Origin of the sequence: Streptomyces sp. NRRL S-118 (assembly GCF_000716335.1) — a bacterium.
Taxonomy (GTDB): domain Bacteria; phylum Actinomycetota; class Actinomycetes; order Streptomycetales; family Streptomycetaceae; genus Streptomyces.
The window spans coordinates 56,998-77,033 of record NZ_KL591012.1 but is presented as its reverse complement, the minus strand read 5'-3'; the positions used below and the strand labels follow the sequence as shown (position 1 = coordinate 77,033).

Genomic DNA, 20,036 nt, shown 5'->3' with positions numbered 1-20,036 from the left:
TCCGGGGTCCGTCGATGCTCGCACGGGTGGTGCGGCGTGCCCCGCAGGCCCGGAGCCGTCTCCCTCGCGAGGCGGGAATCCCGGACGTACCGGAGCGTCGCGGGCCTGGTTTCCTGGAAGCGCCCGGGCCCGGAAGTGCCCGGGTCGCGGAAGTGCCCGGGCCCGGAAGTGTCCGGGTCGCGGATGTGTCCGGGTCGCGGAAGTGACGGGGCCCGCAGCCCCGATAGGCGCGACGCCTCGGAAGCCCGGGGGCGGACGCCCGACGGGCCGCTGGGCTGTCCGCCCGTCGGCCGGGGCGACGGCCCTCACACCGTCCAGGCCGGCTCCAGGTCCACGACGTCCCCCGTCAGCGCCGCCACGTCCGCCTCGATCTGCGCGCGCAACGCCAGGCGCTCCACCCGCTCTGTGCGGTACTTGCCGTGCTCGGCCGCCGACTTCCACATCGACAGCACCAGGAACTCGTTGCCCGGCGCCTCGCCGAACAGCCCGCGCAGCATCCCGGGCGATCCGGCCATGGCCGGGTTCCAGACCTTCTCCTGCATCAGGGCGAAGTGCTCGACCCGCTCCTCGTGGACCCTGCTGTGCGCGACCCGGACCACATCGGCGTCGGTGAACCGCGGCTCGAAGCCGAGCTTCACGTCGAAGCGGTGGTCGAACAGCTTGGCCTGCAGGTTCTTGTACGTACCCGACTGGGAGGCCGCCAGCCGGTCGTGCGATCGCGCCATGAACGAGTCGTAGAAGGCACGGCTCTCCCAGAAGGAGAAGACGTGGGCCACTCCGGGGCGGGAGCGGCTCCAGCCGCCGCCCTGTCCCCGGAACCCCGGCTCACCGAGCAGCCCCGCCCACTTCCGCTGCCCCCGCTCGAACCCACGGCGGTCCACCACGGTGCAGCGAATCCACTTGACCAGCACCGCGCCATCGTACGGCCGGGGAACGTGGCGCGGGTCACGCTCCGGCAGGCCGGACTCCCGCGGGAAGCGGACGGCACCGCATCGGCACCCGCCGCACCCGTATCGGCACGCCCATCCACCACCGGACCCGCGCGCTCATCCACAACCACATGATCCGCGCCGGAGCCCGTGACACCATGTCGAAGGAGCCGGGGCCACGGGGAGTTGGCCTTGTCCGACGAGAGAGGGGAATCCGGTGAGCAATGTCAACAAGGGGGTCGACAAGGTCGAGGTGACGCTCAAGTGGGACCCGAGCCCCGCCGGCGCACCGGACCACGATCTCGACATCATCGCCGCGGTCTACGGCGAGGACGACCCCCATGGGGAGCCGGCCTATCTGGTGCACTTCGGCAGCCGTTCCCCGGACGGCACGATCACGCTCAACAGGGACAGCAGGACGGGGCAGGGCTTCGGGGCCGACGAGCTGATGACGCTCGAGCTGTTCCGGCTCGCCCCGGTGTACACGCGCGTGGTCGTGGGTGTGGCCATACAGCAGGGCGGTGGCCGCGTCACCTTCGCCGACGTGTCCGGAGCGCACGTGCTCGTCCGGCAGGGTTACCGGGACCTGGAGGGACACGATTTCCACGATGTCCAGGAGGCGACCGCCGCGACCGTCGTCGAGTTCGTACGGGACGGAGCGGGCGGCTGGGAGTACCGCCGCACGGTCCGCGGCTTCGACGCCGACCCGCAGGCCTTCACGAGCCTGATGGGTGCCCGCCAGGACTGATCCGTACCGCACACGCATGCAGACGGCCCGCGGGGCGTGGACCCGGCATTCCACCGGCACCACGCCCCGCGGGCATTCAGAGCTCAGCGACCAAGGGGCTCAGGGTCCCAGGGAGCTCAAGCCCGCGGGGGCAGACCCAGGGGCAGCCCAGGGGCTCAGTCCCCAAGTCCCCCAGGCCCTGGGATTCGGCGTGTTCCTCGCCTCGCTCGCGTTTCATGCGTGTCGTCGGGGGCCTGGCCAGGGGTAGCCGAGCCGATCAGCAGAGTCCTTCGAACCGCCGCAAACCTCCGCGACCTCGCGGGGATCCTCGGCCGTGAGACGCGCCTCAAGGTGCTCTGCCTGGTCACCCGGGTCATCTCCGGAGACCGGGAGGGTCATTCTGAACTGAAGCCAGGGACGGTCTTCCCTGATCGCGGAACGGCCGGGGTGGAACAGGAAGACGCTGATCCGGTCAGGTTCCCAGTGCCAAGCTGAGACGGCTCCCAGTTCGCATTCCCAGGTCGTCAGCCAGTCGACTCGCTCCCGGAGCCTTTCCTCCAGAAGCCTGGCGACTGTTCGGGCCGGCCACTCCCAGCTGTGGTCCGTCGAGGCCCGGCGGACCTCCACCTCGTACTGATCGACGTCGAATCGAAGCTCTGGGAGATCGACATCGTCATCATCCGGGTTGCGCCAGCCGCTCCACATCACGTGTTGCCCCTCGCGCTTGATGGTCACGTAGAGAGCGCCGCAGCATCCTTCCGTGCATTCGGCCTCGGCAAGCCGAACCTCGCGGGGGGTATCTGTCGCGTGAAGCGGCGCATCCGACCCCAACAGATACCGAGGGTCACCTGCCGGCCCCTCATCGAACACGTCGGCCAGGATGTCTCGTCCGTTGATGATCGGTCGGCATTCCACGGCGCCGTGTCGGCTTCCCAGCGGTGGCACGACGACGCGGAGGGACAGCAGATGCGGTTCTGTGGTCATTGGTTGATGGTCCCGGAGTCAGTGGCAGTTGTCCTGCGTGTTTCTGCTCGAAAGGAGACGGGCGACTCCGTCCTGGACCACCTTGCCCGGATGCCTCCGCACGCCGTGGGCTCGGGCGGCGTGGTAGCAGGCCCAGGAGGTCCTGGCGAACCTGACCGGCGGACGGCGGTGTTGAGACGGAGGCCGAGGACGCTGGCAAGGACCGGTGCGGGAAGGTCACCGGCGAGCGCGACCAGGCCGCGTTCCGGGCAGGCCGGGTGTCGATGCCTTGGGACAGGAGTCTCGAGCTGAGGCCGGTCTGCGAGATGGGGCGGCCGGGGAAGAGCCAGGGCTCGCCGCGGTCGGTGCCGGTGAGGGCGGCTCGGGTGTGGGGTGCTTCGGCCAGTTGGTGATGGGTCGGCCGGGTCCATGCCGGGCTGACGACACTGGAAGGCCGACCAGCCGGGCCGGCTCAGACGGTCGTCGCCCTGGCCCGTGGGGGAGTTGATGCGATCCCCCACGGGAACGCTGGCTGTGGCTTTCAGTAGCCGATGGTGAAGCGGCGCTGCACGAAGCGCGGCAGCTCCGCCTCATCGATCAAGGCGATGGCCGCATCCTCCACCCAGATGCGGCTGCGGCCGTCAGCGAGGCCCCGGCGAGCGCACCGGCCGCTTCCGGATCGGCGGCGACCAGCCGGTCCTGGAGGACCGCCGGCTCAGGGTCGAGATGCACGACCCCGTCCGCCAGGAGGCTTGCGCCCCGGAACGACCTCTTCTCGCGCCTTCGGCGCGACACGCGCTCCCCGAACGCAGTCGTGGTGTACAGACCGCGGTGAGGGAGGGGCGTCAGCACAGGACTGACGCCCCTCCCTCACGGAGATCACGCTTCGGGTTCAGCTACGCCGGATGTCGCATCCGACGCAATTCCGCCCGGTATCAGCTGCAGCCGCTGGTGGAGCCGCAGCCCTCGCAGATGTAGCAGGAGCCGGCCCGCTGCATCTTCGTACCGCAGGAGAAGCACAGCGGGGCGTCCGCGCTGATGCCGAGCTGCATCTCGACGAGCTCCGCCGAGGTGTGGGCCTGCTTCGGGGCGGGGACCTCGGCCTTCGCCGGCGTGGCCGCGACCGCCTTGGGCGTCTCCTGCTGGCGGGGCGCCGACTGGGCGAGACCCTCGACGTCCACCTCGACATCGTCGACGGACTGCTCGTACGAACCGGTCTCCAGGTGGCGCTGCCGCTCCTCGGCCGAGTGGATGCCGAGCGCCGAGCGCGTCTCGAAGGGCAGGAAGTCCAGCGCCAGGCGGCGGAAGATGTAGTCGACGATCGACTGCGCCATCCGCACGTCCGGATCGTCCGTCATGCCGGCCGGCTCGAAGCGCATGTTGGTGAACTTCGAGACGTACGTCTCCAGGGGCACGCCGTACTGCAGACCGACCGAGACGGCGATGGAGAAGGCGTCCATCATGCCGGCGAGCGTCGAACCCTGCTTGGACATCTTCAGGAAGACCTCGCCGAGACCGTCGTCCGGGTAGGAGTTGGCGGTCATGTAGCCCTCGGCGCCGCCCACCGTGAAGGAGGTGGTGATGCCGGGACGGCCCTTGGGGAGGCGCTTGCGGACGGGACGGTACTCGACGACCTTCTCGACCGCCGCGCGGATCGTCTCCTCGGCCTTCTCGGTGACCTCCGCCTTCTCCTGCTCCTTCTTCTTCGCGGAGAGGGGCTGGCCGACCTTGCAGTTGTCGCGGTAGATGGCGAGCGCCTTGACGCCCATCTTCCACGCCTCGAAGTAGACCTCCTCCACGTCCTCGACGGTGGCCGTCTCGGGGAGGTTGACCGTCTTGGAGAGCGCGCCGGAGATCCAGGGCTGGATGGCGGCCATCATCCGGACGTGGCCCATCGCGGAGATGGAACGCTCGCCCATGGCGCAGTCGAAGACCTCGTAGTGCTCCTGCTTGAGGCCGGGGGCGTCGATCACGTTGCCGTGCTCGGCGATGTGCGCGACGATCGCCTCGATCTGCTCCTCCTGGTAACCCAGGCGGCGCAGGGCCTGCGGGACCGTGCCGTTGACGATCTGCATGGAGCCGCCGCCGACCAGCTTCTTGAACTTGACCAGGGCGAGGTCGGGCTCCAGGCCGGTGGTGTCGCAGGACATCGCCAGACCGATGGTGCCGGTCGGGGCGATGACGGACGCCTGGCTGTTGCGGAAACCGTTCTTCTCGCCGAGGCGGACCACGTCCTGCCAGGCCTCCGTCGCGGCGGCCCAGATCGGGGTGTCCAGGTCGTCCATGCGGACGGCCTTGGCGTTGGCGTCGGCGTGCTGCTTCATGACGCGCTTGTGCGGCTCCGCGTTGAGGGCGTAGCCGTCGTACGGGCCGACGACCGCGGCCAGCTCGGCGGAGCGGCGGTAGGAGGTGGCCGTCATCAGCGAGGTGATGGCACCGGCCAGCGCGCGGCCGCCGTCGGAGTCGTACGCGTGGCCCGTGGCCATCAGCAGGGCGCCGAGGTTGGCGTAGCCGATGCCCAGCTGGCGGAAGGCGCGGGTGTTCTCGCCGATCTTCTGGGTCGGGAAGTCCGCGAAGCAGATGGAGATGTCCATCGCGGTGATGACCAGCTCGACGACCTTGGCGAAGCGCTCGGACTCGAACGACTGGCGGCCCTTGCCGTCGTCCTTGAGGAACTTCATCAGGTTCAGCGAGGCCAGGTTGCACGAGGTGTTGTCCAGGTGCATGTACTCGCTGCACGGGTTCGAGCCGTTGATGCGGCCCGACTCCGGGCACGTGTGCCAGTGGTTGATCGTGTCGTCGTACTGGATGCCGGGGTCGGCGCAGGCCCAGGCGGCCTCGGCCATCTTGCGGAAGAGCGCCTTGGCGTCGACCTCCTCGATGACCTCACCGGTCATGCGGGCGCGCAGGCCGAACTTGCCGCCGGACTCCACGGCCTTCATGAACTCGTCGTTCACGCGGACGGAGTTGTTGGCGTTCTGGTACTGGACGGACGTGATGTCGTCGCCGCCCAGGTCCATGTCGAAGCCCGCGTCGCGGAGGGCGCGGATCTTCTCCTCCTCCTTGACCTTGGTCTCGATGAAGTCCTCGATGTCGGGGTGGTCGACGTCGAGGATGACCATCTTGGCCGCGCGGCGGGTGGCACCGCCGGACTTGATCGTTCCGGCGGAGGCGTCGGCACCACGCATGAAGGAGACCGGGCCGGAGGCGTTGCCGCCGGAGGAGAGCAGCTCCTTGGAGGAGCGGATGCGGGAGAGGTTCAGGCCGGCGCCCGAGCCGCCCTTGAAGATCATGCCCTCTTCCTTGTACCAGTCGAGGATCGACTCCATGGAGTCGTCGACGGACAGGATGAAGCAGGCGGAGACCTGCTGGGGCTGCGGCGTGCCGACGTTGAACCACACCGGGGAGTTGAAGCTGAAGATCTGGTGCAGGAGGGCGTAGGCCAGTTCGTGCTCGAAGATCTCGGCGTCGGCGGGCGAGGCGAAGTAGTTGTAGTCCTCCCCGGCCTTGCGGTACGTCTTCACGATCCGGTCGATCAGCTGCTTGAGACCGGTCTCGCGCTGCGGGGTGCCGACGGCCCCGCGGAAGTACTTGCTGGTGACGATGTTGACCGCGTTCACCGACCAGAAGTCGGGGAACTCGACGCCACGCTGCTCGAAGTTGACCGAGCCGTCGCGCCAGTTGGTCATGACGACGTCACGGCGCTCCCAGGTGACCTCGTCGTACGGGTGCACGCCGGGGGTCGTGTGGATGCGCTCGATACGCAGGCCCTTGTTCACCTTGGCTCCCTTGGCGCGGGCGCCTCGTGCCGGGCCGCTCGTCGTCTCTGTCATGCCGCCTCCCATATGTGGGCAAAAACGCCCTGAAGTGCCCAGATCTTCCCAAGGCACAGTCTTTGTCTGTTGTCACAGGAGCCACGCACAGCTCCTGCGACAGGTCGTTTGCCGATCTACCGATCGATGCGTATCGCCACCGCTCGCCGGACGGGGCGATCAGTCGACGGCGCTCGCGGGCACCGGGACCTCCGGGGTCGCACCGGGCCCGCGCTCGTCCGCGGGTGGCCGCTGTTCGCGGAGCTCCGCGATGGCGGCCTCGAAGTCTTCGAGCGAGTCGAACGCGCGGTACACGGACGCGAAGCGCAGGTACGCGACGAGGTCGAGCTCCTGCAGCGGGCCCAGTATGGCCAGTCCGACGTCGTGGGTGGTCAGCTCCGCGCTGCCGGTGGCACGCACCGCCTCCTCGACCCGCTGGCCGAGCTGGGCCAGGGCGTCCTCGGTGACGGGTCGCCCCTGGCATGCCTTGCGGACACCGTTGATGACCTTGGTGCGGCTGAAGGGCTCGGTCACCCCGCTGCGCTTGATCACCATCAGTGAGCACGTCTCCACCGTGGTGAAACGGCGGGAGCAGTCGGGACACTGGCGGCGGCGCCGGATGGACGTCCCGTCGTCGGTGGTGCGACTGTCGACGACGCGGCTGTCGGGGTGCCTGCAGAAGGGGCAGTGCATGGCTCCCCTCCCTCCTTCACAGCACGACTGAATAGCCTCGCCAAGGCCCGTCGGGCCCCTCGAAGCAGCCATAAGCATAGGCGATCGCCGCGCCCCCGAAGGACCCGGGGACCACAACTTCTGGGTGGCCGAGGCAATACAACCACTAGATCTGGGGTCCGGTCGGTCAATCCACGCCTACCGCGTGTCGCGGGCCGGGCACGTACCGAACCGACATGGAACCAGAATCGACGCATGCCCGCGCACAACGATTCGAACCGCAGCGCACGGAAAACCGGCGCGCCTCCCGCACGACCGGGCGGGTGCCGCCCGGCCGGGCGGCACCGTGCACCCCGAGGAGCGCACGGGTGGCCCGTAGTACGGGCCGGGAGACCGGAAAGCCCGGACGGCGGGGTCGCGGGCGCCGGACGAGGGACGCCGGACACGCTGCGTGACCGGACAGGTCACCAGCGGCGGCGGCAACGAGCCTACGGGACGGGCGCGGCGCCCAGGATCCGGGGTCACCGGATGACAGACTGGGTGCCCTCGCCCCCGCCTCACCGGGCGCCGGCGGCGAGGGTTACCTTGATGGCCCGAAATGCCACCGCACCGAGGGTCCACGAGGGCACGAAGGGTCGTACATACACCTCGTCACACGCACAGGTAAGCCATTCCGCGATTTTTCACTCGAACGTGTGTTTGGCGCAACCTTTCGAAAGCTACTACCGTTGTCCGGCTAGGGAGACCATTCGAGAGGGGCCGACGTGACCACCACCGCAGACAGTGCCACCATCACTGCCCAGGACCGCTCCCAGAGCCGACTCGAGCCGGTACATGCCATGAATGACGCGATCACGAACGCCGAGGGGCCCAAGCCCTCGCGCTCACTGCCCGGCCGACCTCCCGGCATCCGGGCGGACAGCTCCGGACTCACGGACCGGCAGAGGCGCGTCATCGAGGTCATCCGCGACTCGGTGCAGCGGCGCGGGTACCCGCCGTCGATGCGGGAGATCGGCCAGGCGGTCGGGCTCTCCAGCACGTCGTCCGTCGCCCACCAGCTGATGGCTCTGGAGCGCAAGGGCTTCCTTCGCCGCGACCCGCACCGCCCGAGGGCGTACGAGGTCCGGGGTTCGGACCAGCCCAGTACCCAGCCGACGGACACGACCGGCAAGCCCGCCGCGTCGTACGTCCCCCTGGTCGGACGGATCGCCGCCGGTGGGCCGATCCTGGCGGAGGAGTCCGTGGAGGACGTCTTCCCCCTGCCCCGCCAGCTCGTCGGTGACGGTGAGCTCTTCGTCCTGAAGGTCGTCGGTGACTCGATGATCGAAGCCGCCATCTGCGACGGCGACTGGGTGACCGTACGTCGTCAGCCGGTCGCGGAGAACGGCGACATCGTGGCCGCCATGCTGGACGGCGAGGCCACGGTCAAGCGCTTCAAGCGGGAGGACGGCCACGTATGGCTGCTCCCGCACAACGCGGCGTACCAGCCGATCCCCGGTGACGAGGCCACGATCCTCGGCAAGGTCGTGGCGGTACTGCGGCGGGTCTGACTTCTCCCCGCCGCCCCCTGACGGCCCCGGGACCCACTGCGCCGGTCCCGGGGTCCAGCTATGTCCGCGCGCCCTGCCCCTGTCCGGCGGAGGCGCGCCGCCCGCACGCGCCAGCCACCCTGTGCGGCCTTCTCGCCCCCGCGGCGCCTCCGGCAGGGGCTGACAGCCCCACGAGGTCCAGCGCCACGGCATCCGGGCCGGCACACGCCCCACTGCACAAGCCACGCCTCCGGTCCGGCACACGCCGCGCTGCACGAGTCACGCCCCCGCGCGGTGGCACGGCCCCGGACAGACCGGCCCGATCAGGCGCCGTCCGCCTTCGCCTTCGCGGCGGCGTCGATCGCGGCGAGCGAGCGCCGCACCTGGTTGCGGTCCGTGGTGTACCAGAAGTCCGGCAGCGAGGCCCGCAAGTAGCTGCCGTACCGGGCGGTGGCCAGGCGCGGGTCCAGCACGGCCACCACGCCCCGGTCCCCCGACGCCCGCACCAGGCGGCCGGCCCCCTGCGCCATGAGAAGAGCGGCATGGGTGGCGGCCACGGCCATGAAGCCGTTGCCCCCGGCCTCCTCCACCGCCTTCTGGCGCGCACTCATCAGCGGGTCGTCCGGACGCGGGAACGGGATGCGGTCCATGACCACGAGCTGGCAGTTCGGACCCGGCACATCCACGCCCTGCCACAGGGACAGGGTGCCGAACAGACAGGTCTCCGGGTCGCCGGCGAAGGTCTTGATCAATTCGCCGAGGGTGTCCTCGCCCTGCAGCAGGATCGGCTTGTCGAGCCGGCCGCGCAGTTCCTCGGCGGCCGCCTGGGCCGCCCTCATGGAGGAGAACAGTCCGAGGGTGCGGCCGCCGGCGGCCTCCACCAGCTCGGCGAGCTCGTCCATCATGTCGGTACGGCTGCCCTCGCGCCCCGGAGTGGCCAGGTGTCGCGCGACGTACAGGATGCCCTGCTTCGGATAGTCGAAGGGTGAGCCGACGTCGATGCCCTTCCAGACCGGTACGTCCTCGCCCTCCGTGCCCTCCGGAGCCAGCCCGAGGGACGCACCCACCCCGTTGAAGTCACCGCCCAGCTTGAGCGTCGCCGATGTGAGGACGACCGACCGGTCCGAGAACAGCTTCTCCCGCAGCAGCCCCGACACGGACAGCGGCGCGACACGCAGGGAGGCCCCGAAACGGTCATGGCGCTCGTACCAGACGACGTCGTACTCGGAACCGTTGGTGATGCGCTCGGCCACGTCGTGGATGGTCTCGACGGAGGCCAGGGCCTGCTTGCGGACCGCGTCCTCGTCCTGCACGGACCGGTCACGCGTCGAGCCGAGTGCCGAGATGACGGCACGGGCCGCGTCACGCAGCGCCATCAGGGCATACGCGAGGTCCTCCGGGATCTCCTCGAGGCGTCCCGGGAGTGCCAGCTCCATCAGCCGCTCGAAGCCCTCGGCGGCCGTCTGCAACTGGTCCGCGACCTTCTCGTCGACGAGCTTGACGGCTCGGCGCACGGCACGGTTGACCTGGCCGGGGGTGAGTTCGCCGGTGGCGACGCCGGTGACCCGGGACACCAGCTCATGGGCCTCGTCGACGATCAGCACCTCGTGCTGCGGCAGCACCGGGGCGCCCTCGATCGCGTCGATCGCGAGCAGGGCGTGGTTGGTCACCACGACCTCGGCGAGCTTGGCGCGCTCGCGGGCGGCCTCGGCGAAGCACTCCGCGCCGTACGCGCACTTCGACGCGCCCAGGCACTCCCGCGAGGAGACCGACACCTGGGCCCAGGCCCGGTCGGAGACGCCCGGTGTCAGATCGTCCCGGTCACCGGTCTCGGTCTCGTCCGACCAGTCCCGCAGCCGGAGGAGGTCCTTGCCCAGCTTGCTGGTGGGCGCCGCGGCCTCGAAGGCGTCGAAGAGACCGTCCTCGTCGTCCTGCGGGACGCCCTCGTGCAGGCGGTGCAGGCACAGGTAGTTCGACCGCCCCTTGAGCATGGCGAACTCCGGGCGCCGCCGAAGCTGCGGGTGCAGCGCCTCGACCGTGCGCGGCAGGTCCCGCTCGACCAGCTGCCGCTGGAGGGCCAGGGTCGCGGTGGCCACCACGACCCGGTCCCCGTGCGCCAGAGCGGGCACCAGGTAGCCCAGGGACTTTCCGGTGCCGGTGCCGGCCTGGACGAGCAGGTGGGAGCCGTCGTCGATGGCCTGGGCGACGGCCTCGGCCATGGTGACCTGGCCTGGCCGCTCCACGCCGCCGACGGCGGTGACGGCGGCGTGGAGGAGATCGGGGAGGGATGGCTTCGTCATAGCCCGTCCACCCTACGGTGCGGCACTGACATTCCGGTCCCGCCGATCACCAGGAGGACCGGGATCACGCCAGCGGATTGGGGACCGTGCCGTGGACGGCCGCGTGCGGGCGCTCCGGGCGGTCCCGGTAGCCGTCGAGGTGCAGCCGGTTGCGGTTGAGGCACAGCCGCTCGATGCGGGGCGTGAGCAGGTCGAAGAGCTCGAAACGGTCCTTCAGCTCGGGGAAGCGGGTCTGGTACCTGAGGATCTCCGCCCGTACGAGTGACCAGAAGTCACGCTCCGGGACGCCCAGTTGCTCCTCGCACAGGGGGGCGAGGTAGCGGAAGACGCCGATGAAGAGACCGGAGTGGATGAACTGGGTGAGGAAGCCGGGGTCCTCGGTGAGCAGGATGGTCCGTACCTCGTCGGGCATCGTCGCGTGCTCCGGCAGCGGGTGCGCGCTGACGTTGATGTCGTCGACGAAGTCCTTGATCGCCAGCCGTACGGGCACGTCCCGGTCGTCGAAGACGACGATGGCGTTCTCGCCGTGCGGGGAGAACACGGTGCCGTAGCGGTGGAGGAAGTGGATCAGCGGCGGCAGCAGAGCCGCGAAGAGGTGCTGGAGCCAGACCGCGGGGGCGAGCCCCGACCTGGCCACGAGCTCGGCGGTGAAGGCGCGGCCGTGCGGATCGGTGTGGAGCAGGGAGGCGAGGGTGCGGGCGCGCTCCCCGGGCGGGAGCCGGAGAGGCTCGCGCCAGATCGCCCCGAGGAGCTCCTTGTACTGGTACGGGACCTCGGGCAGGTGGTCGTACAGGGGGTGCTCGACGGTGACGGAGGCGACTTCGCCGAGCAGGATCACCCCGCACTCGTCCCGCAGGAACGGATCGTGGTCGCGCAGTGCGTGCACCCAGGCGGTGACGGCCGGGGCCGCGAGGGTGCGGGTGGTGGGCAGACCGCGCCAGACGAGGGTGTTGAGGACGGACAGCGGCAGCTTGACCGTGTGGCGGTCCGGGTGGCTGGTGTTGAGGAAGGTGCGGACGGACTGCTGGGGAAGCCGCAGGTCGTTGTCGGTGCCGAGGGGCACGATCCGGTTGCGTGCGATCGCCGGTGCGTAAAGGGGCAGGAGCACCTCGTCCCACTGCCATGGGTGGACGGGGAGGAGGAGGTACGCGGCGGGGTCGAGGCCACGGTCACGCAGCACGGTGGTGAACGACTCGTGCACGGCGGGGTCGAGTTCGCGGGCGTAGAGCTGCTCGGGGCCTTCGAGACCGGCGACTCCCCGGTAGGCGGCGAGGTCGGTGCTGACGGCGATCCACGGCAGGGTGCTCGGTCTGCGTGCTTCGGGTGCCCAGCGGGCGGCGTCGCCGGCGGAGAAACCGATGCGGCCTTTGTTGAGGACGATCCACGGGTGCCCGGTCTGGTGGCCCTCCAGTTCCGCGTAGCCGAGATCGGCGAGCCGGTCGGCGGTGAGTGCCGTGTGGTCGAGGCGGGTGTCGGCGGCGAGCGTGGTGGTCAGCTCCCGCAGCAGGTGGCCGAGGGTGGCGCCGTCGAGGGAGAGCAGGCTCCGGGCGCGCACGAGGAAGCCGAGGGCGTCCGTGAAGGGGTGCCCGTCGCAGGCGAGGGAATCGGGGGCCACCCGCCAGCTTCCGTACGCGGTGCGGCGCGCGGTGAAGGTGAGGGTGCTGCCGTCGTCGAGCCGGAGCGCGTACGGGTCACCGGCCGGGGCCGGCGCGGCAGGGGCCGTCCCGGGGGAAGCGGCGGGGGCGGTCGCGGGCGGGGCAGCGGACGGGGCGGGGGGCCGGGCCGGGGCCGGCGCGGCGGCGGCTTGCCGGACGGGCCGGATGATCTCCTCGTACGCGAACTCGCCGATCATCTTGGCGAGCAGGCGGCGCGATGCCCGCTCCCACGCTGCGGCGGTCAGCTCGGGCGGGGTGGCCGGCGGCAGGTCGGCCGGGAACGAGGCGTACGGGGACGGGGCGGACGGATCCGCGGAGTCGGGAACGGCAGGGGAGTTCGGCACGTGGACTCCTCGGGGTGGAACCGATGTGGATCGGGCGGTGTGCATAAGGCGAACGGGCGGAGGCAGGGGCTGTTCACAGCAGGTGTCGCAGGGCGCGGTCGCGAATCATGAGGGCGGCTCTTTTGTCCGGAAGGTCGAGTTCCGCGCAGAAGCGGAAACCGGCGGTCATGAAGGCTGAGATGGAGGGGGTGTTGCGCAGGTCGGGTTCGGCGATGACGCGGGAACAGCTGGGGCGGTGGTCGAGTACGAGATCGGCCACGGCTCTCAGCAGGGTGGTGCCGAGGCCCCGGCCGCGGTCGGCGACGCCCCCGATGAGGAGATGGACGCCGGTGTCGTGAAGGCGGGCCGGGTAGTGCCGGGCCAGGGGGTCGAGGTCGGCCCGGTACAGCTCGAAGTAGCTCATGGGCAGGCCGTCGAGGACGCCGAGGCAGGGCACGCTGCGGCCGTCGCCGTCGAGTTGGGCCCGCAGATGGGCGGCGGTGACGGTTCTGGGGCCGGCGAGCTCCCAGAATGCGGCGACAGCAGGGTCGTTCATCCAGCGGCTGATCAGTGGGAGGTCGCGCTCGATGCGTACGGGTACGAGGCGGAAGACGCCTGCGGAGGTGATGGCGGCGTCCCAGCCGGCGACCCCGTCGAGGAGATCGCCGTCGGTGGTGATGTCCTGCGGTGGGTCGACGAGGCGGGGCTCCTCCCCCGCCAGGAGGGCGATGAGCTCGTCGGGCAGCCGCATGTCCAGTGTGTCTTCCGTACCCGCGCCGTCGGGTACCGGCCGGGGCTGGGGGCTGAGGCCGGTACCGGTGCCGGTGCTCGCATCGGTGGGAGGCATGGGCGCTCCTCTCGGCGGTTCGGTGGACCGGGATCGGTTCAGATGTGAAGGGGGTTGGCGATGGTGACGTAGACGGACTGGGTGTCGACGGGGCCCACGAGTTCGTCCAGGCCGTGCAGCCGGGTGAGGAGGTTGGCCTTGCAGCGCAGGGTGGGGCTCTCCAGCAGACGGCTCGGCAGGGGGGAGCCGAGGGCGCGGGCGGAGCCGAGGAACTGGCGGAAGGCGGCGAGGAGGAGGCGTTCGTCGGCGAGGCGTTGTGCTCCGAACGCCCCGATCAGTCCCAGGACGTTGTTGATGCCGAGGTAGTAGGCGAAGCGCTCGTCGGTGACGGCGTCCGTCACGAAGGTGTCGCTGTCGGCGCCGATGCCGGGGAGCCGCTTCTCCAGGGCGACGCGGTGGGACTCACGGAAGTAGTAGCCCTGGTTGTCGCGGTAGCGACCGCCGATGGGCCAGCCGGCCGGGTCGAGGATGACCAGGGTGTTCTGCTGGTGGGCTTCCAGGGCGACGCCGGCGGTGCCGTCCAGCCAGAGCACCGGGCGCACGACGTGGTCGAGGTAGCGCAGGAACCACTCGGCGGCGACCGCTCCGGTGGGCCGGCCGGTGCGGGCGGCGAGCCGGGAGACGGTGGCGGCGAGGCGGGACTGCATGCGGGCGCTGCCGGGCCAGGGGCGCGGTGCGGTGAGGCTCGCGATGCACACGGCGTCGTCGCCGGGGCCGAACGGGTTGTGACGGAGCATGACGTCGAGCCCGGGGACGGGCTCGCCGGAGAGGGTGTCGACGGCGAGCCAGGCCGGGTCCCGGACGATGTCGAAGCCGGGGTGGGTGGCCCGCCACTGCTTGGCGAGACCGGTGCGCATCAGGCGGTGCACCTCGACGCCCCGGTGGAGCTCCTTGCGCAGGTTCTCGCGGCGCGAGTTCGTGATGCGGACGCCGAGGGACAGCTTGAGCATGGCCGGGGATCCCGGCTGGTGCACGGTGCGGACGGAGGAGGTGGGGTACCAGGGGGCGCCGTGCGGGCCCAGGTCGCGGAGGAGGCCCGCGGTCATGAGCTCGTCGACCTGGGGGCGGTGGCGTACGTCGCGGGCCTGCCAGGGGTGGAGGGGCAGGGCGACGGTGTTCTCGGGGAGGCGCAGGTCCCGGGCGAGCCGGGCGGTGAGCCGTTCCGCGGGCAGGGGTCGGCCCTGTTCGGTCCAGGCGGAGTCGGTGGCGAGGACGGAGCGGTCCACGGCCATCCAGTGCAGCGGGAAGGAGCCGCACGACTCGGGCGAGTACAGGCGGGCTTCGCTGTCGGAGAGTCCCTCGCGGCTCTTGGGCGTGGGATGGAGGGGATGGCCGAGCAGGAGGGACTGCTCACCCGCGAGGAACGGATCGGCCTCGGGAGCGGGGGCGGGCCGGCCGCGGCGGTGGGTGAGGAACGCGGCGGTGCGCCGTGCGGAGTCGGCGACGCGGCCGACGAGGTCGGCACCGTCGTGGTGTCCGGTTCCGCCGGTGTGGGGCGTGTGGTCCGGTTCCGGATCGGATTCCTCGCCCGTGTGCGCGGCCGGCTCACCGGGGTGTGCCGTGTCGGGCCCGTGGCCCGCCTCGCGGGTCGCCGTGTGGTGGGCTTCCCGGCTGATGAGGGCTGCCACGGTCACCGCGTCGGCCGGTGGGGCGCTGCGCGGTACGCCTTCGAGGGCGGGCGGCCCGAAGCGGTGCCAGCCGGTCGGGGACCAGTAGTGGACGGGGACGAGCAGGGCGGTGCCGCTGGCGTCGAGCGGAATGCGCAGCGTGGCACCGGCCGGTTCCGCCAGGTTCTTCTCCCGTACCCAGCAGCGCAGCAGGTTCTCGATGGTCGCCGCGTCCGCCGCGCGCCGGGGGTCCGGGTCGTCCAGGGGGTCCTCACCCGGCGCGGCGGCGGGGGTGCACCGCTCGGCGTACGCGCCCGGCTGCTGGCGCGGCACGGTCGTCGATTCGCCCGCGCGGGGGCCTCGGCTCTGGGGCGCGTGCCCTGCGGGGGTCGGGGTGGGCGGGCCGTCGGCGTCGGCTGCTTCGGGTGCGGGGGTGGGGTTCACGGAGGGGACTTTCTGGTGAGGGTGTTCGGGGTCAGTGGGACGGTCCTGTGGGGTCGGGGTGGTGCTGCCGGCTGCGTTCGGCGGCGGCCAGTGCGTCGGCGAAGCGGTCGAGGACCGCCGTGGCCTGCTCGTCGGTGAGGGTGAGGGGCGGGAGGAGGCGTACGACGGCGGAGTGGCGGCCGCCGAGTTCGACGATGAGACCGCGGTCGAGGCAGGCCCGCTGGACGGCGGCCGCGAGGGAAGGGGCCGGGGGCGGGGCGCCGTCGCGGGTGCCGTCGTCGGCGTCCGGGTCGACGAGTTCGACGCCGATCATCAGGCCCCGGCCGCGTACGTCGCCGATGCAGGGGTGGCTGGCGGCGAGCCCCTGGAGCCGGCCCAGCATGCGGGCGCCGAGGGTCGCCGCGCGCTCGGCGAGCCGGTTCTCGCGCACGAAGGCGAGGGTGGCGGTCCCGGCCGCCATGGCGAGCTGGTTGCCACGGAAGGTGCCCGCGTGGGCGCCGGGCTGCCAGGCGTCGAGTGCGGACCGGTAGACGATGACGGCCAGGGGGAGGGAGCCGCCGATGGCCTTGGACATCACCATCACGTCGGGGACGACACCGCTGTGGTCGACCGCCCAGAAGGCTCCGGTGCGGCCGACGCCCGTCTGCACCTCGTCGGCGATGAGGGGGATGGAGCGGTCGTCGGTGATCCGGCGCATGCGCCGCAGCCAGTCGTCGGGTGCGGGGATCACGCCGCCTTCGCCCTGTACGGGTTCGAGGATCATCGCGGCGGGGGCGGGCACCCCGCCCTTGGGATCGTCGAGGAGGTGCTCCGTCCAGCGGGCGGCGAGTTCGGCGCCGCGTTCGCCGCCGGTGCCGAAGGGACAGCGGTAGTCGTGGGGGTAGGGAAGGCGGGTGACCCGCACGTCGGTGGCGCCGCCGGAGGCGTCGAGGGCTCCGGCCGTCATGCCGTGGTAGGCGCCGGTGAAGGCGAGCAGTCCGGTGCGTCCGGTCGCGGTACGGACCAGCTTCAGCGCGGCCTCGACCGCGTCGGTGCCGGCCGGCCCGCAGAACTGGATCCGTGCGTCGTCGGCGAGTTCACGGGGAAGCGTCGCGAACAGCTCGGTGGTGAAGGCGTCCTTGACCGGGGTGGCGAGGTCCAGGACGTGGAGCGGGGCTCCCGAGTCGAGGACCTTCTTGATGGCCTCCAGGACCACCGGATGGTTGTGCCCGAGGGCCAGGGTCCCGGCTCCGGAGAGGCAGTCGAGGTAGCGCCGTCCGTCGGCGCCCTCGATGGTCAGGCCCCGGGCCCGTACGGGCACGATGGGCAGGGAGCGTGCGTAGGTGCGGGCCGCCGATTCGCGGAGCGACTGGCGGCGCAGGATGCCTTCGTGCGCGGCGGGCGGCGCCACCGTGGTTGGTTCGGTCGCGGCCACGTCTTCGGGTCCTCCCGGCTGGTGCGGTTGCCTGTCCCCCGTCCGTACCAACGACGGTGCCTGCCCGGGATCACGGCCATCGACGGAGATCCTTGTGCGGCGGAACCGCCGACCTGCCGTACGCCGTCCCCATCGGCACCGGCATAGTGGGGGCCGCACTCCGGTGCCGTTGTTGAAGACGTGCTTGGTTTTACGAAGTCCCAGGGGGATCACGACATGCGACCGATTCGTCCGCTGCTCGCCGCAGCATCCGTCGCCGCCGCGCTGGCGCTGACGGCCACTGCGTGCGGCCCGACCGAGGACAACGCGGGCGGCGACCCCGCCGCTTCGGCCAGCCAGTCCGCCGACGGGAAGATCACGATCCCCGAGGATCTGAAGGACCGGCTCAAGGAGCACGGGATCGACCTGGACAAGTGGAAGAACGGCGAGTGGAAGAACTGGGACAAGGACACGTGGCTGCGTGAGGCCAAGGACTTCGTCAACCCGATCATCGAGGATCTGTGGGACCCGGACCGGATGCGCGAGGCGGAGGAGCCCGAGCGGCCGGTCGAGGACGGGGACATCTCCGGCGACGACGGCGTGACGGACCCGACGCCGGAGCCGGTCGAGGCGCAGCCGGTGGCGGCGCCGTACCACTCCGGTGTCCCGGAGGCCGGCAAGGTCCTCTTCGACGGGCCGCAGGGGCCGATGGTGTGCTCGGCGACCGTGGTGAAGGACCCGGCGAACCCCGGCAAGTCCAACCTGGTGTGGACCGCGGGCCACTGCGTCCACGCCGGCAAGAGCGGCGGCTGGTACCGGAACATCGCCTTCGTGCCGTCGTACAACGACAGCGGCAAGTCGACCGCCGAGCTGGAGAAGGCGCCGCGTGAGGAGGTCGCTCCCTACGGCGTGTGGTGGGGTGACTGGGCGCAGACGTCGGAGCAGTGGATCAACGAGGGTGCCACGACCGGCGGTCAGGGCGCGCCGTACGACTTCGCGGTCATCCACGTGACCCCGGAGAAGGGCGGCAACGGCAAGTCGCTGGAGGAGACGGTCGGTTCGGCGCTGCCGGTGGAGTTCGCCGCTCCGGCCACGCAGAAGATCGCGAGCATGACGGCGACCGGCTACCCGGCGGCGCCGCCGTTCGACGGTCAGAAGATGTTCCAGTGCAAGGACAAGCCGGGCCGGCTGTCGATCAAGGCGGGCCAGCCGACGATGCACCGGATCGGCTGCACCATGACCGGCGGTTCGTCCGGCGGCGGCTGGGTCGCGCAGGGCAAGGACGGCAAGCCCGCTCTGGTGTCCAACACCTCGATCGGCCCGGTCACGGCCGGCTGGCTGGCGGGTCCCCGCCTGGGTGCCGAGGCCAAGGGCGTGTACGAAGAGGTCAGCAAGAAGTTCGCGGGGCAGTAGTCGCCGGCAGCGGCCGGTGGTCGCTCCGCGTGGAGAGTCCGTGCAGGTGGTGCCGGGTGGCAACTCGCCCCGGCGCCACCGGCATAGAGTGAGGCGCATCCTCACGCGGCGGTCCCGGAAGACCGCCGTTTTGTGTGACAAGTTCATGGCAATACGCAGGTCTTCCTGCGCCTTCATGGGGGAGTCGTTTTTCATGCGATCCATACGTCCACTGCTGGCCGTCACCGGTCTGGCCTCGGCGCTCGCGCTGACGGCCACGGCCTGTGGCCCCACCGAGGACGCCGCCTCCGGCAAGCCGGCCGCCGCGAGTTCCGCGGCCGGGGACGGTCAGGGCGGTGCCGAGCTTCCGAAGGACCTGGCCGACAAGCTCAAGGAGCACGGTGTCGACCCGGAGAAGTGGAAGAACGGCGAGTGGAAGAACTGGGACAAGGACACGTGGCTGCGTGAGGCCAAGGACTTCGTCAACCCGGTGATCGAGGGGCTGTGGAAGCCCGAGCGGATGCAGTCCGCCAAGTCGCCGCAGAAGACCATGGCCGCCGGGGGCATCTCCGGTGACCAGGGCGTCACGGACCCGGAGCCGCGCCCGGTCCGGGCCGAGCCCGAGAAGAAGCCGTACCACGAGAACGCAGCCCCGGTCGGGAAGGTGTTCTTCGACGCCCCCGAGGGCTCGATGGTCTGCTCGGCCACCGTCATCAAGGACCCGAAGAACCCGGGCAAGTCCAACCTGGTGTGGACCGCCGGCCACTGTGTGCACGCCGGGCAGGCCGGCGGCTGGTACCGCAACATCGCCTTCGTCCCCGCGTACAACGACCTGGGCAAGTCCCCGGCGCAGCTGCAGAGCGCGCCGCCGCAGGAGGTCGCACCGTACGGCGTGTACTGGGCGGACTGGGTGGCGACGTCCAACGAGTGGATCTCCGACGGCGGCCCGACCGGCGGCGAGGGCGCTCCGTACGACTACGCCGTGATGCACGTGAAGCCGGAGAACGGTGGCAAGTCGCTGGAGGAGACCGTCGGGGTCGCGCTCGAGGTCGACTTCCAGGCCCCCGAGGCGCAGAGCGTCCCGGCGATGGGCGCCTGGGGCTACCCGGCCGCCGCCCCCTACGACGGTGCGCTGATGCACAAGTGCGTCGACCGCCCGGGCCGCCTGTCGCTCAGCCCCGGTACGCCGACGATGTGGCGGATCGGCTGCACCATGACCGGTGGTTCCTCCGGCGGCGGCTGGTTCCGTGAGCTCCCCAGCGGCAAGCTGGCGCTGGTGTCGAACACCTCGATCGGCCCGGTCACGGCCGGCTGGCTGGCGGGCCCGCGCCTGGGTGCGGGAGCGCAGCAGATCTACACGATGATGAGCAACAAGTTCGCCGGCCAGTGACGAAGCCGAAGGCCCGCCCCCTCGGGAAGAGGGGGCGGGCCTTCGGACTGCCC

At 70.9% G+C, this 20,036-nt stretch carries 13 protein-coding genes; 4 read left to right on the top strand and 9 right to left on the bottom strand.

The window, feature by feature from the left end:
- Positions 1–305: 305 nt before the first annotated feature.
- Complete coding sequence (locus IH00_RS0121035) at positions 306–911, bottom strand: YdbC family protein (protein WP_031075856.1); 606 nt, start codon at positions 909–911, stop codon at positions 306–308.
- 235 nt (positions 912–1,146) lie between these two features.
- Between IH00_RS0121035 and IH00_RS0121030 the strand changes: the two genes are divergently transcribed.
- Positions 1,147–1,677: a TerD family protein gene (locus IH00_RS0121030; RefSeq protein ID WP_031075853.1), complete on the top strand. Its 531-nt coding sequence runs from the start codon at positions 1,147–1,149 to the stop codon at positions 1,675–1,677.
- Positions 1,678–1,890: 213 nt separating this feature from the next.
- Here the strand turns inward: IH00_RS0121030 and IH00_RS37540 are convergent, their stop codons facing one another.
- The 3 genes from IH00_RS37540 to nrdR all read right to left on the bottom strand — a co-directional run bounded on the left by IH00_RS37540 (position 1,891) and on the right by nrdR (position 7,124).
- Positions 1,891–2,640: a hypothetical protein gene (locus IH00_RS37540; protein WP_052411532.1), complete on the bottom strand. Its 750-nt coding sequence runs from the start codon at positions 2,638–2,640 to the stop codon at positions 1,891–1,893.
- Positions 2,641–3,554: 914 nt separating this feature from the next.
- On the bottom strand, positions 3,555–6,452 hold the full coding sequence (locus IH00_RS0121015; protein WP_031075849.1) for a vitamin B12-dependent ribonucleotide reductase: 2,898 nt from the start codon (positions 6,450–6,452) through the stop codon (positions 3,555–3,557).
- 159 nt (positions 6,453–6,611) lie between these two features.
- Positions 6,612–7,124, bottom strand: a complete 513-nt coding sequence (nrdR, locus tag IH00_RS0121010) for a transcriptional regulator NrdR (RefSeq protein ID WP_031075847.1) — start codon at positions 7,122–7,124, stop codon at positions 6,612–6,614.
- Between the two features lie 743 nt (positions 7,125–7,867).
- On the opposite strand from nrdR, the gene lexA reads away from it, so the two are divergent.
- Positions 7,868–8,653 (top strand): transcriptional repressor LexA, encoded by a 786-nt coding sequence (gene lexA / locus IH00_RS0121005; RefSeq protein WP_031075845.1) that lies wholly within the window; start codon positions 7,868–7,870, stop codon positions 8,651–8,653.
- A 302-nt stretch (positions 8,654–8,955) separates the two neighbouring features.
- Here lexA and IH00_RS0121000 read toward each other — a convergent pair whose 3' ends face one another.
- The 5 genes from IH00_RS0121000 to IH00_RS0120980 form a co-directional block, all read right to left on the bottom strand.
- Positions 8,956–10,932 (bottom strand): ATP-dependent DNA helicase, encoded by a 1,977-nt coding sequence (locus IH00_RS0121000; RefSeq protein ID WP_031075844.1) that lies wholly within the window; start codon positions 10,930–10,932, stop codon positions 8,956–8,958.
- A gap of 64 nt (positions 10,933–10,996) precedes the next feature.
- Positions 10,997–12,931: an IucA/IucC family protein gene (locus IH00_RS0120995; protein WP_031075841.1), complete on the bottom strand. Its 1,935-nt coding sequence runs from the start codon at positions 12,929–12,931 to the stop codon at positions 10,997–10,999.
- Between the two features lie 73 nt (positions 12,932–13,004).
- Complete coding sequence (locus tag IH00_RS0120990; protein ID WP_031075839.1) at positions 13,005–13,757, bottom strand: GNAT family N-acetyltransferase; 753 nt, start codon at positions 13,755–13,757, stop codon at positions 13,005–13,007.
- Positions 13,758–13,795: 38 nt separating this feature from the next.
- Positions 13,796–15,808, bottom strand: coding sequence for an IucA/IucC family protein (locus IH00_RS0120985; RefSeq protein ID WP_031075836.1), 2,013 nt, complete (start codon positions 15,806–15,808; stop codon positions 13,796–13,798).
- A gap of 31 nt (positions 15,809–15,839) precedes the next feature.
- Entirely contained in the window at positions 15,840–17,222 is a 1,383-nt protein-coding gene (locus IH00_RS0120980; protein WP_031075834.1) for a diaminobutyrate--2-oxoglutarate transaminase family protein, read from the bottom strand.
- A 216-nt stretch (positions 17,223–17,438) separates the two neighbouring features.
- On the opposite strand from IH00_RS0120980, the gene IH00_RS0120975 reads away from it, so the two are divergent.
- Positions 17,439–18,614, top strand: a complete 1,176-nt coding sequence (locus IH00_RS0120975) for a trypsin-like serine peptidase (protein ID WP_031075832.1) — start codon at positions 17,439–17,441, stop codon at positions 18,612–18,614.
- 193 nt (positions 18,615–18,807) lie between these two features.
- The gene (locus IH00_RS0120970; protein ID WP_031075830.1) at positions 18,808–19,983 is read left to right on the top strand and encodes a trypsin-like serine peptidase; all 1,176 of its coding nucleotides are present in this window, start codon (positions 18,808–18,810) and stop codon (positions 19,981–19,983) included.
- Positions 19,984–20,036 lie beyond the last annotated feature (53 nt).

What these genes read in the sequence shown, in the direction of transcription:
- IH00_RS37540 (WP_052411532.1), bottom strand. Translation starts at nt 2,640, where the DNA reads ATGACCACAGAACCGCATCTGCTGTCCCTCCGCGTCGTCGTGCCACCG.
- IH00_RS0121015 (WP_031075849.1), bottom strand. Translation starts at nt 6,452, where the DNA reads ATGACAGAGACGACGAGCGGCCCGGCACGAGGCGCCCGCGCCAAGGGA.
- nrdR (WP_031075847.1), bottom strand. Translation starts at nt 7,124, where the DNA reads ATGCACTGCCCCTTCTGCAGGCACCCCGACAGCCGCGTCGTCGACAGT.
- IH00_RS0121000 (WP_031075844.1), bottom strand. Translation starts at nt 10,932, where the DNA reads ATGACGAAGCCATCCCTCCCCGATCTCCTCCACGCCGCCGTCACCGCC.
- IH00_RS0120990 (WP_031075839.1), bottom strand. Translation starts at nt 13,757, where the DNA reads ATGCCTCCCACCGATGCGAGCACCGGCACCGGTACCGGCCTCAGCCCC.
- IH00_RS0120975 (WP_031075832.1), top strand. Translation starts at nt 17,439, where the DNA reads ATGCGACCGATTCGTCCGCTGCTCGCCGCAGCATCCGTCGCCGCCGCG.
- IH00_RS0120970 (WP_031075830.1), top strand. Translation starts at nt 18,808, where the DNA reads ATGCGATCCATACGTCCACTGCTGGCCGTCACCGGTCTGGCCTCGGCG.